The organism is Salimicrobium jeotgali, from assembly GCF_001685435.2.
In the GTDB taxonomy this organism is placed as follows: Bacteria; Bacillota; Bacilli; order Bacillales; family Halobacillaceae; genus Salimicrobium; species Salimicrobium album.
Window position 1 is genome coordinate 1,429,941 of the sequence record NZ_CP011361.2, and the last position, 12,351, is coordinate 1,442,291.

Sequence of the window (12,351 nt, forward strand, 5' to 3'; positions counted from 1 at the left end):
CTTTATTCAAGTACTTCCAGCGTCAGCTGGTCGTTAGTGAACACACATACTTCACCGGCGATTGTGAGTGCAGCTTCAGCGATTTCTGCAGCCTGTTTTTCCGGCGCATATCTCATCAGCGCACGACCCGCACTCAGGGCGAAGTTTCCGCCGGACCCGATAGCCAGAATGTTGTCATCCGGCTCGATGACTTCGCCGGTACCTGATAAAAGGAACATTTTTTTATCGTCCATCACGATGAGCATAGCTTCAAGTTTGCGGAGCATGCGGTCGCCCCTCCACTCTTTAGCCAGCTCAACGGATGCACGCGCCAGGTTACCGTCAAAAGCTTCAAGTTTAGCTTCGAACTTTTCGAATAGAGTGAATGCATCGGCTACGGAACCTGCAAAACCGGCAAGCACCCGGCCTCCGTACAATTTTCTTACCTTCGTCGCTTTATGCTTCATGACTACCTGGTTCCCCATTGTAACCTGACCGTCTCCACACATGGCACTTTTCCCATTATGCCGGACGGCAAATATAGTTGTTGCGTGGAATGTATTTTCCATTGCTCTGACCCTCACTTTCTGGCTCTCGGATGACTGTTTCTGTATACATCCTTCAGTCTGTCTTTTGAAACATGGGTATATATTTGAGTGCTTGATAAATGATCATGACCGAGCAATTCCTGAACGGAACGTAAGTCCGCCCCTTCATTCAGCAAATGCGTAGCAAACGTATGCCTTATTTTATGGGGATGGATGTCAATTGTCATAGCAGCATCTTTGACGAGTTTGTCCAGTACTACTCTGATCCCCCTCGGGGTTATCGGATGCCCCCGGTTGTTAAGAAATACTTTGGAGGAGGCGGTGCCACTTTTATTCAGCAGCTGTACACGTCCCTCATTCAAGTATCGTTCGAGAGCGTTTTTGGCATATTCACCGAAGGGAACATATCTTTCCTTCCGCCCTTTCCCTGTGACCAGAATCGTCGACAGAGAAAAATCTATTCGATCCACATCCAGACCAGCACATTCACTCACCCGTATACCGGTACCATACAGCAATTCGAGAATTGCCATATTCCTCTGTCCAAGCGGTGTTGAAGTCTCCGCTGCTTTGAATAATTCATTTATTTCCTCTTCATAAAAGAACTGAGGAATGTATTTGTTTTCTTTGGGCAGGTGCATTTCCATTACAGGGTTCTTTTCAATCCCGCCTTCTCTTTCTATGAATCGGAAGAATCCCCGTAAAGAGGAAAGCTTTCGGGATACCGACCTTCTTGAGAGACTGTTGTCATATAATTGCGACAAATATAAACGCACAAGCCCCATATCGATATGTACGATGCTCTGGATGACTTCCTGTTGAAGAAATTGTTCAAATTCCTCAAGATCTCTTTTATACATTTGTATGGTGTTAGATGAAGCATTTTTTTCAATCTGCAAATATTCCATATACTGACGCAACCACTCTTCGTATCCCGTCATTCACTTCACCTCACAAAACGAATAAATGATATCATTGAAAACAAGTAATTACAACATATTTAACAAAATTGTAACAAAATTCAGAATTGTCGCCGACATCAAACATTTTACCACAAGCGCTTATTATATAGAAGCGTTTTGCTACTGTCAACGATTAGCTTCCGCAGAGAATGAAACGGAAACAAAATTGAACAGACCCGGCAAAACCGCACAGTGATATACGGGTTCGCCGGGTCTGTTATTTATGGAACAATCGTGGAAGAACATGGTACCGAATTGAACATCCGGTTTTTGTCCTTTCGTCATCAGCTTCGTTTCACATACTCATTTTTCCTGAAGTTCCTCTTTGTAATCACATTCCGTACACTGTATCTGATTACCCTTTTTCAGTCTTTTCTCTACGAGAAGGGACTCACATTTCGGACATGGCCTGCTGATCGGTTTGTCCCAGGAAATGAAATCACAATCAGGGTATCGTTCACAGCCATAAAATTTCCTGTTCTTCTTACTTTTTCTTTCTACAATCTCTCCCTTTTCACACTTAGGGCAAGTGACATCTATTTTCTTCAGAATAGGCTTTGTATTTCTGCAGTCAGGGAAGTTGGAACAGGCGAGGAACTGACCGTATCTCCCCATCTTGTAGACCATTTCGTGACCGCATTTTTCACAGGCGCTCCCTGCCGGTTCATCTTTTATCTCGATTTCTTCCATTTCTTTCTCAGCAGTAGTCAGTCTGGGTTCGAATCCTTTGTAGAACTCCCGGAGAACGCGTATCCAGTCTTCCTCCCCGTCTTCAATACTGTCCAGATCATCCTCCATCTTCTTCGTGAATTCCACATCGAGGATTTCCGGAAAATATGCGAGCAGCTGCTCCAGCACTATTTCTCCAAGCTCTGTAGGAATAAACCGTTTATTGTCGAGAGACACGTAGCCTCTTCGCTGTATCGTATCCAGCGTAGGAGCAAAAGTGGACGGACGGCCTATACCGAGTTCCTCAAGCGTACGTACGAGCCTTGCCTCCGTATACCTCGGAGGCGGTTGTGTAAAATGCTGGCTGGGTTCGACAGTTTCTGCTTCGACCGTCATCCCTTCCTCGAGGTGAGGCAGCTGTTTATTCTTATCTTTACTGCTATCATCTTCTCCCTCTACGTACACTTTCATGAAACCTTTAAATTTAATATCCGATCCCGTTGCTCTGAATTCCACTCCTTCATTATACAAATGAACCGTCATCGTATCCATGACAGCAGGGGCCATCTGGCTGGCTACGAAACGTTCCCAGATCAGTTTATATAATCGGTACTGATCTCTCGAAAGGATCTTTTTAAGAGAAGAAGGTTCTTTCAGCGTGGAAGTGGGACGAATAGCTTCGTGAGCGTCCTGGGCTCCTTCTTTTTTCTTTTCCTTCTTTTTCTCTGATGCGCTGAACTCCTCCCCGAATTCTTCCACAATGTAATCGAGCGCTTCCGATTTGGCCGTTTCGGAAATACGGGTGGAGTCGGTACGCATATACGTAATAAGACCTGCCGTCCCCTGTTTTCCTCCAAGGTCGACACCTTCATAGAGCTGCTGGGCAAGCATCATCGTTTTCTTCGCCCGGAAATTGAGTTTCCTTGCAGCTTCCTGCTGAAGTGATGACGTAGTGAACGGGGAGGCCGGATTTTTTCTTCTTTCCCTTTTATTCACTTTCTGTACTTCGAATTTGTCTCCCTGAAGACGCTTCGTAATGGCTGTGACGTCTTCTTCGGAATTTAAATTCTGTTTTTTGCCATCTAATCCGTAAAAGGAACCTTCGAACGATTCTTTACCTTTTTTGAAGTTCCCTTCAATGGACCAGTATTCTTCGGGTGTGAAATTATTTATTTCTTTTTCCCGGTCGATGATCAGTTTCACAGCAACCGACTGCACCCGTCCGGCACTGAGACCTTTTTTAACTTTCTTCCATAAAATCGGACTGATGTTGTAACCGACGAGACGGTCAAGAATACGACGCGCCTGTTGTGCTTTTACAAGATCTTCGTTGATGGTCCTCGGATTTTTGAAAGATTCCTTGACGGCATCTTTCGTGATCTCATTAAACACAACCCGGCACTCACTTCCCCCGTCTATATTAAGAGCGTGGGCCAAGTGCCAGGCGATCGCCTCTCCTTCACGGTCGGGGTCGGCAGCCAGATATACTTTTTTCGCTTTTTTTGCAGCAGTTTTAAGTTCTTTCAATACGGGTCCTTTGCCGCGTATCGTTATATATTTCGGGCTGAAATCTTCCGCTTCCACATCTACCCCCATCTGACTCTTCGGCAGATCACGGACGTGTCCGAGAGATGCTTTCACTTTATATTTCTTGCCCAGATACCTTTCAATTGTTTTAGCTTTAGCAGGTGATTCGACGATTACCAGATAGTCTGCCATGTACAAGCCTCCCATAGAGGTTTTTATAAATTAAATCTTACTCATTATTGAATAGATACAATCACTTTGTCAAACCGGTTAAACTTTTTTCTTCCATTTAAGGGTTCAGGATATCCCGATGAGTATGGACTATTTTCGCTCCCTGGTCAATGATGGCGTGACAGCCTTCGCTCGTTTTGCTGCCTACCGGTCCCGGGAACGCATAGACATCTTTTCCCTGCTCGAGAGCCTGATCCACCGTAATCATCGTACCGCTCCTCATCCGGGCTTCCACTACTACAGTAGCCTCACTTAATCCTGAAATGATCCGGTTCCTTTCCGGGAAATGAAATTTTCGGGGCGTGACGTGAGGTGCATACTCCGTTATGACGAGCTCTTTATTCATCAATTCCTGATAAAGAGCAAGATCGTTCACCGGATAGACATTGTCCAGACCGGAGCCGAGAACAGCGACAGTCCTCCCCCCGTTCCGGAGAGCAAGCCGGTGAGCATATTGATCAACTCCTGCAGCCATTCCACTTACGAAACAGATGTCTTCTTTGATCAGGGGGAGAAGAACTTTCTTCATAGCCGGCAGAGCGTATGAGGAAGGCTTTCTCGTACCGATTACGCTTATACTCCGTTTATGACCGAGAAGGGCGGTGTCTCCGGATGCGTAAAGTACAAGCGGCGGATCGGGTATACATTTCAGCTGTTCCGGATAAACGGTATCTGAAATGATAATGGCGTGGTACCTGTTCAGAGCTTTCTCGAGGGACTTATTGGTGTGGGGGAGAGAGACGTGTCTGCTTATTTTTCTTGCACGTTCCAGAGGAATATTAAGCTGTAGATACCAGCGTTCGGGGGGAAGGTGAATATATGTAGTAAGATCAGGGTCCCGGGCAATCATTTTTCTTAGCAGATTCCGGGTTACGTTCGGAGAACTTTGCAACAGTAACAAATTCCATTTATCGTCCATTTTACACCTCATCCGATCTATTCGGTTTTTTGTTTTTTATAAAGATAGAGAAGGAGGCGGACCTCCTTCTCTATCTGAAAATGATTAATGTGTTTTACATTTGTCGTAAAGATCGCTTGATTTCAGTACGTTAATAAGAGTTTCGCCCATTACAGAAGGCGTTTCAGCAACTTCAATACCACATTCGTTCATGACGCGGATTTTTTCGTCTGCTGTACCTTTTCCGCCGGAAATGATGGCTCCTGCGTGACCCATTCTCTTGCCTGGAGGTGCCGTACGCCCTCCGATAAAGCCGACGACAGGTTTGCTCATATTGGCTTTCACCCATTCTGCAGCTTCTTCTTCTGCCGTACCGCCGATTTCACCGATCATAATAACAGCTTCCGTATCTTCATCTTCTTCGAATGCTTTTAGTACATCGATAAAGTCCGTACCGTTAACCGGGTCTCCTCCGATTCCTACAGCTGTGGACTGTCCAAGACCTGCTTCTGACAGTTGATGAACAGCTTCATAAGTCAGTGTACCGGAACGGGAAACAACGCCGACGTGGCCTTTTTTGTGGATATAACCGGGCATGATACCGATTTTACATTCATCCGGAGTAATGACACCCGGGCAGTTCGGACCTACGAGACGTGTCTTCTTACCTTCCATGTACCGTTTAACCTTGACCATATCCAGTACCGGAATGTGCTCTGTGATACAGATGGCCAGATCCAGTTCAGCGTCCGTCGCCTCCATAATTGCATCAGCTGCGAAAGGAGCCGGAACATAAATGACAGAAGCGTTCGCTCCTGTAGCTTTTACAGCTTCCTCAACAGTATTATATACCGAAATACCTTCAACTTCCGTACCACCTTTTCCAGGAGTTACTCCGCCCACAATCTGTGTCCCGTATTCAAGCATCTGTTTAGCGTGGAACAATGCTGTGGAACCGGTGATCCCCTGGACAATTACTTTTGTATTCTTATCAACATATACACTCATCCTATTCCCGCCTTTCTACTTCACAAATTCTACGATTTTTTGTGCACCGTCAGCCATGGAGTCTGCTGCTGTAATATTCAATCCGGACTCGTCGAGAATCCTCTTACCTTCTTTTACGTTCGTACCTTCAAGACGGACAACGAGAGGCAATTCGAGGCCGATTTCTTTGGATGCTGCTACAATTCCTTCTGCAATTACGTCACACTTCATGATTCCTCCGAAAATGTTCACGAAGATTCCATTAACGTTTTCGTCGGAAAGAATCAGTTTGAAAGCTCCGGTAACTTTTTCTTTGCTGGCCCCTCCCCCTACGTCAAGGAAGTTAGCGGGCTCTCCGCCGTAGTGTTTGATGGTGTCCATAGTTGCCATGGCAAGGCCTGCGCCGTTGACCATACAACCGATGTTTCCATCAAGTGCAATATAGCTCAGATCATATTTGGAAGCTTCGATTTCTTTCGGATCCTCTTCATCTAGGTCTCTGAGATCAGCGATATCCTTTTGACGGAAAAGAGCGTTGTCATCGAAGTTCAATTTGGAATCAAGTGCAAGAACTTCTCCCTCTCCTGTCGTTACCAGCGGGTTGATTTCCGCAATGGAGCAGTCTTTTTTCATAAATACGTCATACAGCCCAAGCATGAACTTGACCGCTTTTGAAAGAGACTCTTTCGGAATATTGATATTAAAAGCCAGACGGCGTGCCTGAAAAGGTGTGAGGCCGACAACCGGATCGATGACTTCTTTGAAAATCTTCTCCGGTGTTTCTTCAGCTACCTGCTCGATTTCTGTTCCACCTTCTTCAGAGGCCATCATAGTGACCCGGCTCGTATTTCTGTCAAGCACAAGACCTACGTAATATTCATTTTTAATATCGCAGCCTTCTTCGATCAGTAAGCGCTTAACTTCTTTCCCTTCTGAACCGGTCTGATGCGTTACCAGAGTTTTCCCCAGCAGTTCCTCCGCATATGTACGTACGTCATCCAGACTTTTGGCGATTTTTACACCGCCGGCGTTTCCGCGTCCGCCTGCATGAATCTGCGCTTTGACGACGGTTACGTCAGTACCGAGTTTTTCTGCTGCTTCTACTGCCTCATCGACATTATATGCAACGTGTCCATTCGGTACGGCTACGCCGAAATCACGCATGATCTGTTTTCCCTGATACTCATGAATGTTCATGTTTCATCCTCCCATCAATTTCTACTGCATGTCTTATTGTATAAAAGTTTAACTCCCATTGTCCACCGTTATACAAGCAATGACAAAAAAATTCAGACCACCGGCCTCTGCAGAAAGAAAGCGCATCCCTCCTCTTCCGGTGTTTTTGTACGATGAAATCAAAAAGCGCAGTTACTTTCCGCATAAGAAAAAAGAGCGGTTCAGTACCATTACTGTAACACATGAAGCTCAATGACTTCTCCTACATGGAGTCTTTTCTATTTTTCATTTCCTTGTCAGACCGGTAAATGAATGCAAATACTTCCGCAACTGCCAGATATAACTCTTCAGGTATTTCTTCGTTGATATTTATTTCGGACAAAAGGCTGAGCAACGTAGGGTCTTCCTGCACCGGCACCCCTGCCTCCTGCGCATTTTCCAGAATCCTCTCGGCAATATACCCCTGCCCTTTTGCGGTGACGCGGGGAGCTCCACTCTCTTCTGAATCATAGCGGAGCGCCAGCGCTTCTTTTTTAATTTTATTTTCACTCATATACGAAAATCCACTCCCTTTTCCTTCTTATGAAAGGAATTCGACTCTGCCGCGTCGTTCTGGCCACGATCCTGCTTTATCTGCAGATCACCGAGTGAGTATCCGGCTTTATCCATTCCTTCCCTAAGGTCGTTCTTCAGCTCTTCGGCAATCCGGGGAAGCGCTTCTTCGCCGTTGTAAACGGTAACATATACTTTCCGATTTTGTACCTGCATGTCTATTACGGTCTCATTCAAGGACTGAAGGTCGAGATAGAAAAGAATGTGACAATTATCAGGGCTGATCGCCCCTGTTTCTGTTTTTTCACTTTCCAGAAGCACGTGTGCATCTTCGCGGGCACCCAAAAGTTGACCCGGGAATTGCAGGGTAAGCTGAAGAGAGAGTGCACTGTCCTGTAAGGAGGTGAGCTGCATGGAATTGAACATCTGCAATAAATTTCTCGCTGTCTCTGCACGCTGCCCTCCGCTTTCCGTTATCAACCGGACCAGGCTCGATTTAAGGGAGATGTCCGATGTGTTCCGGCTCTGGTTCAGAGTTGCTTCATCGTCCATTCCGCTCAGTTGCTGAAAAGCTTTCATCTGAAGGAGAATCCTTTCCTGAAGAGGTAAAGGTAGCTCCTTTTGGGATAAGATAGTCCATTCGCTCAACAGTTTCGCGAAATGGGGGGGCACCTGTCTGCTTGCAGAACGCTCTACTGTCCTGATGGCTTCATTCATCACTGAAGACCGGTACTGCTCAGAAACGCTGCCGGGTCGCTTCTCCAGCAAATTAGCCACCTCACCTGGAATTTGTTGGATTATCCTTCGGAAAGATGACTCTTCCTCTCCTGAAAGCTTTCCTGTCACCTTTTGGAAAACCCCCGCTGTTTCAAGTTTCCGGTGATTGGTGACGAAAGCTTCCAGCAGAGCCCGGGACGGAGGTTCTTCCGAATGGACTATTTTATTAAGCTGTTCTTTCCACCCCTTCATCTGCTGGAATTGCTTCGAAGAAACGTGAAGCTGTCCGTTGAACAGCTCCTGAATTTTACCGGCATTCTTCCCTGAAACCACTTCATGATTCCCGGAAGCATGGACGGCTGATAAAGAATTTTTTCCTGAAATGGGAAGGAGTCTGTTCATGTCGCTGACGATGTGGCGGGGAATCTGTTTCCCCGTCCCTGAGGCTATCGTACTTTTTCCGTCAGGCCCTCCCATTACGGAAAGCAGCACCTTCTTTTTAAACTGAGCGTATGTTTCAGTTTCCGGAAGGATTCCGGCCTGTTTAAAAAGCTGGAACGATTGCCGGCTGTTGCTTTGAACTTCCTGAAGCAGTTTCACCTGTGCGGCTTTCTCGAAACTGGCGTCTGCAGCGGGAGGCGTTATGGAATTTACCAGCAGGGAGGCCCGGGACCCGGGTGAAAAAGGTGCACCTCCTTCTCCAAGGGCACGGAAGAGTTCACTGAGCTGGTGCTGTTTCCCTGCAGCTAAAGCTTGAAAAACCGGGGTTCTTATCGGAAGCTGTTTTTCAAACATATCTTCAATGACTGACATAGCCGGACCGGATTTTCCGTTTTGAAGAATGGTGACGGCCTGTCTCAGTTCCTGGGGAGTGAAAGGAATCTGTTTGTTTAACAGCGTTTTTATAAGCGCCATCGTTTGCCTGTTCGTCTTTATCCCCCGCTCATTCATCCACGTTTGCAAAGGGGTGTCCTTCCCTGCCCCTGTCTGTTCCGATACAACTTTCAATCGGACGGGGGTAGTGCGGGCATCCACCTGAAAAAGATACCTTCCTCCTTTGGTGAGAGAAGTTTCCAGACGGGCGTTTATCTGTTTTCGTCCAATGTCCACTACGGCACGATTTCCGGGTAAAAGGTCGATCACCCTCCCGTTAATCACTTTCCCGTTGTTCAGGGAGAGCGGGGCCTGTTTATGTATTTTTTGAATCGATTGGAACAAATTATCCATGATAGAACTCATCCCGTCTCTCCTCTCTCATTTTATACCGTCAGGAACAAAGCTTTTTCTGTGATAAGGGGTAATACCTTTTTCTTTTATAGCTTCCATATGTTCTTTCGTTCCGTATCCTTTGTTCTTCAGAAAGTTATATCCCGGGTACTTTTTATCCACTTCTTTCATAAAGCGGTCTCTCGTAACTTTAGCTATTACACTTGCAGCTGCAATCGATACGCTCCTTTCGTCTCCTTTGACGAACGACTCCTGTTTGATCGGCACCGGTACTTCCATTGCGTCCACTAATAGATGATCCGGTGTTTCCCGCATATTCAAAACAGCACGTTTCATTGCGAGCTTCGTCGCCCTGTATATATTCCATTCATCTATTTCTTCGGCACTGGCCGCTCCGACACCCACATCAGCACGGGCCATAATTTCATTATAGAAGTGATCTTTGTCTCTCTCGGACAATTTTTTCGAGTCATCCAGTCCATAAAGTACAAAGGATTCCGGCAGACACACAGCTCCAGCCATTACGGGGCCTGCTATCGGTCCGCGGCCCGCTTCATCTATTCCTGCAACGTATGCGTGCCCGCGGTCCTTCGCATCTTCTTCGAGCCCGTTCATCCGGTCCCATTTGTCTTTTAACTTAAGCTTTTTCTCTTCCTTTGTTCTTATCCGTTTCACGATTTGCTGGACACCTTTGCGCTCATCTCCATACAGTTCATGAAGATTTGCAAGGGTGAGCAGCCCTGTCTGTTCTTCTTCTTTTAACTTCTGAATAGACTTTTTTTCCATGACATTATCCCTTCCTTTCTTTTGTATCGGATGACCGGTATCTTTATAAACTACGCCTTCTTTCGATCCCCATAAAAAAACGCGTCACGGACTGAATCCATGCGCGTTACGGTCGTTCGAAGCTGATTCTGCCTATGCGGTTACTTCTCAGGTCCTGAATTATGATTTCAGCCACTTTTTCATAATCGACTACACCCCCGGCTTCAAGTGCTCCTCTTTTCTTTCCAATTTTATCGAACGCCTCTACCACATCTTCGAAGTCCGAAAATCCGAACCTCTCTTCAAGCTGTTCCGGGTAACGTTCTTTTAAATGATTCAAAATAAAGATGGCTACTTCATCCTGGGGCAGAACCTGATCTTTGATGGTGCCGATGGCGGCTAGACGGAAGCCGGTCACTTCCTCTTCGAATTTCGGCCAGAGAATACCCGGGGTATCCAGCAGTTCAAACTCGTTCTTGACTTTAATCCACTGCTGTTTTTTAGTAACTCCCGGCTTATCTCCGGTTTCCGCTTTTTTCTTATGAGCCAGGCGGTTAATGAGGGAAGATTTACCTACGTTCGGTATACCTACGATCATCGCCCTGGGATTCCTAGGATTGACCCCTTTGGCCCTTTGTTTCTCCAGTTTTTCTTCGGTTATCTGCCTTGAAGCTTCAGCGATTTTTTGTATATTTTTAGGATTGTTTACATCTACAGCCACAGCATGGGAAAACGTTGAATCGAAGTAGTCGATCCATTCCTTCGTCACGCCGGGATCGGCCAGATCCTGCTTCATCATTACGACAAGTTTCGGTTTATCCTGGATTTCTTCCTGCAACATGGGATTCTGCGATGAAAGAGGGGCTCTTGCATCCACCAGTTCGATGACGAAATCCACAAGTTTGAGGTTCTCCTTCACTTCACGTCTGGCTTTGGCCATGTGACCCGGATACCACTGTATACTCATTTGTCTGCCTCCTTTAGTCCAGCCACTGAATACGCCCGGGAGGCCAGTAAGAAATGACCGCTTCTCCTACGACTTTGTCCAGGGAGAGCATGCCGAATGCACGGCTGTCCGTAGAGTTTTGCCTGTTGTCTCCGAGAACGAGTACGGAATCTTCCGGCACTTCTTCAAAATTCCCTTCGAGCTGCTCCAGTGTGAAGTCCCTTGTATAGTTCATGTTGTCCCCCATGGACGCCACCTCGTTTTCAAGAAACGGTTCTTTAACCGGTTCCCCGTCTATCAGAAGCTGATCATCTTCTACCGCTACGTGTTCTCCCGGGAGCCCGATAACCCTTTTAATATAATCACGTTCTTCGGTGGCATGGAAAACTATAATATCAAAACGATGCGGTGAGCCGATGGTATAGTTCAGTTTGCTCACTATCAGATGATCCCCATTATGTAAATTAGGAAGCATGGAAGGTCCTTCCACAATTACCGGAGTAAACAGAAAGAAGCGCACAAAAATAGCAAGTAAAGCTGCGACCGTTAAAGCTTTTACCCAATCAATAATCTGTTTTTTCATTTCAGACACCTTCTTCAAAAATCTATAATGCATGGCAAAGTCCTGGCAGGTATCCAGCCGGGAATTCTTCCAAGTTCACAGGTAGGGGTAATCGAATGGTTTCTGTCCAGTTAGAAAAAAGGAGCTTGACGGTGCAAGCTCCTTTTCCCTATTAGATGATTTCTTTAATACGCGCTGCTTTCCCGCGTAGATTACGTAGATAATAAAGCTTAGCCTGACGTACTTTACCACGACGGGTACGTTCGATTTTTGCGACTCTAGGGCTATGAAGCGGGAAGGTACGTTCCACGCCTACACCGTAGGAAACTTTACGTACAGTGAATGTTTCACTGATTCCTCCGTTTTGACGCTTAATGACGACCCCTTCGAATACCTGGATACGCTCACGAGTCCCCTCAACAACTTTCACGTGTACTTTAAGAGTATCTCCTGCACGGAAAGTCGGATGATCGGTACGAAGCTGATCTTTAGTGATTTCATGAAGTAGTTCCTGCATTGTTTTCACTCTCCTTTTAACTAATGCTCTTCCCTCTATGAGTGAGCGGAACATCGTTTCTTTGCTTAAACCGAATGTTTAAACACAA

12 protein-coding genes are annotated in these 12,351 nt (G+C 46.2%); all 12 read right to left on the reverse strand.

What is annotated here, in order from left to right; genetic code table 11:
• Positions 1–2: 2 nt before the first annotated feature.
• Positions 3–548 (reverse strand): ATP-dependent protease subunit HslV, encoded by a 546-nt coding sequence (gene hslV, locus AAV35_RS07190; protein ID WP_008587914.1) that lies wholly within the window; start codon positions 546–548, stop codon positions 3–5.
• A gap of 11 nt (positions 549–559) precedes the next feature.
• Positions 560–1,468: a tyrosine recombinase XerC gene (gene xerC / locus AAV35_RS07195; protein WP_008587917.1), complete on the reverse strand. Its 909-nt coding sequence runs from the start codon at positions 1,466–1,468 to the stop codon at positions 560–562.
• Positions 1,469–1,792: 324 nt separating this feature from the next.
• Entirely contained in the window at positions 1,793–3,877 is a 2,085-nt protein-coding gene (topA, locus tag AAV35_RS07200) for a type I DNA topoisomerase (protein WP_008587919.1), read from the reverse strand.
• 97 nt (positions 3,878–3,974) lie between these two features.
• Positions 3,975–4,835 carry a DNA-processing protein DprA gene (dprA, locus tag AAV35_RS07205; protein WP_008587920.1) on the reverse strand — a complete coding sequence of 287 codons (861 nt, stop codon included), beginning with the start codon at positions 4,833–4,835 and terminating at the stop codon, positions 3,975–3,977.
• A gap of 84 nt (positions 4,836–4,919) precedes the next feature.
• Entirely contained in the window at positions 4,920–5,822 is a 903-nt protein-coding gene (gene sucD / locus AAV35_RS07210; protein ID WP_008587922.1) for a succinate--CoA ligase subunit alpha, read from the reverse strand.
• A 15-nt stretch (positions 5,823–5,837) separates the two neighbouring features.
• A complete protein-coding gene (sucC, locus tag AAV35_RS07215) occupies positions 5,838–6,998 on the reverse strand; it encodes an ADP-forming succinate--CoA ligase subunit beta (RefSeq protein ID WP_008587924.1) in 1,161 nt (386 codons plus the stop codon).
• A 241-nt stretch (positions 6,999–7,239) separates the two neighbouring features.
• The gene (locus tag AAV35_RS07220) at positions 7,240–7,530 is read right to left on the reverse strand and encodes an EscU/YscU/HrcU family type III secretion system export apparatus switch protein (protein ID WP_008587926.1); all 291 of its coding nucleotides are present in this window, start codon (positions 7,528–7,530) and stop codon (positions 7,240–7,242) included.
• Entirely contained in the window at positions 7,527–9,485 is a 1,959-nt protein-coding gene (locus AAV35_RS07225; protein WP_008587927.1) for a hypothetical protein, read from the reverse strand. Before AAV35_RS07225 ends, AAV35_RS07220 begins: the two co-directional genes overlap by 4 nt.
• A gap of 15 nt (positions 9,486–9,500) precedes the next feature.
• The gene (locus tag AAV35_RS07230; RefSeq protein ID WP_008587929.1) at positions 9,501–10,259 is read right to left on the reverse strand and encodes a ribonuclease HII; all 759 of its coding nucleotides are present in this window, start codon (positions 10,257–10,259) and stop codon (positions 9,501–9,503) included.
• 106 nt (positions 10,260–10,365) lie between these two features.
• On the reverse strand, positions 10,366–11,205 hold the full coding sequence (ylqF, locus tag AAV35_RS07235; protein WP_008587931.1) for a ribosome biogenesis GTPase YlqF: 840 nt from the start codon (positions 11,203–11,205) through the stop codon (positions 10,366–10,368).
• A 13-nt stretch (positions 11,206–11,218) separates the two neighbouring features.
• Entirely contained in the window at positions 11,219–11,767 is a 549-nt protein-coding gene (gene lepB / locus AAV35_RS07240; protein ID WP_008587932.1) for a signal peptidase I, read from the reverse strand.
• 151 nt (positions 11,768–11,918) lie between these two features.
• Positions 11,919–12,263, reverse strand: coding sequence for a 50S ribosomal protein L19 (gene rplS, locus AAV35_RS07245; protein WP_008587934.1), 345 nt, complete (start codon positions 12,261–12,263; stop codon positions 11,919–11,921).
• Positions 12,264–12,351: the final 88 nt, after the last annotated feature.

Coding starts and splice junctions, on each gene's coding strand:
- hslV (WP_008587914.1), bottom strand. CDS start 548: ATGGAAAATACATTCCACGCAACAACTATATTTGCCGTCCGGCATAAT.
- xerC (WP_008587917.1), bottom strand. CDS start 1,468: ATGACGGGATACGAAGAGTGGTTGCGTCAGTATATGGAATATTTGCAG.
- topA (WP_008587919.1), bottom strand. CDS start 3,877: ATGGCAGACTATCTGGTAATCGTCGAATCACCTGCTAAAGCTAAAACA.
- dprA (WP_008587920.1), bottom strand. CDS start 4,835: ATGGACGATAAATGGAATTTGTTACTGTTGCAAAGTTCTCCGAACGTA.
- sucD (WP_008587922.1), bottom strand. CDS start 5,822: ATGAGTGTATATGTTGATAAGAATACAAAAGTAATTGTCCAGGGGATC.
- sucC (WP_008587924.1), bottom strand. CDS start 6,998: ATGAACATTCATGAGTATCAGGGAAAACAGATCATGCGTGATTTCGGC.
- AAV35_RS07220 (WP_008587926.1), bottom strand. CDS start 7,530: ATGAGTGAAAATAAAATTAAAAAAGAAGCGCTGGCGCTCCGCTATGAT.
- AAV35_RS07225 (WP_008587927.1), bottom strand. CDS start 9,485: ATGAGTTCTATCATGGATAATTTGTTCCAATCGATTCAAAAAATACAT.
- AAV35_RS07230 (WP_008587929.1), bottom strand. CDS start 10,259: ATGGAAAAAAAGTCTATTCAGAAGTTAAAAGAAGAAGAACAGACAGGG.
- ylqF (WP_008587931.1), bottom strand. CDS start 11,205: ATGAGTATACAGTGGTATCCGGGTCACATGGCCAAAGCCAGACGTGAA.
- lepB (WP_008587932.1), bottom strand. CDS start 11,767: ATGAAAAAACAGATTATTGATTGGGTAAAAGCTTTAACGGTCGCAGCT.
- rplS (WP_008587934.1), bottom strand. CDS start 12,263: ATGCAGGAACTACTTCATGAAATCACTAAAGATCAGCTTCGTACCGAT.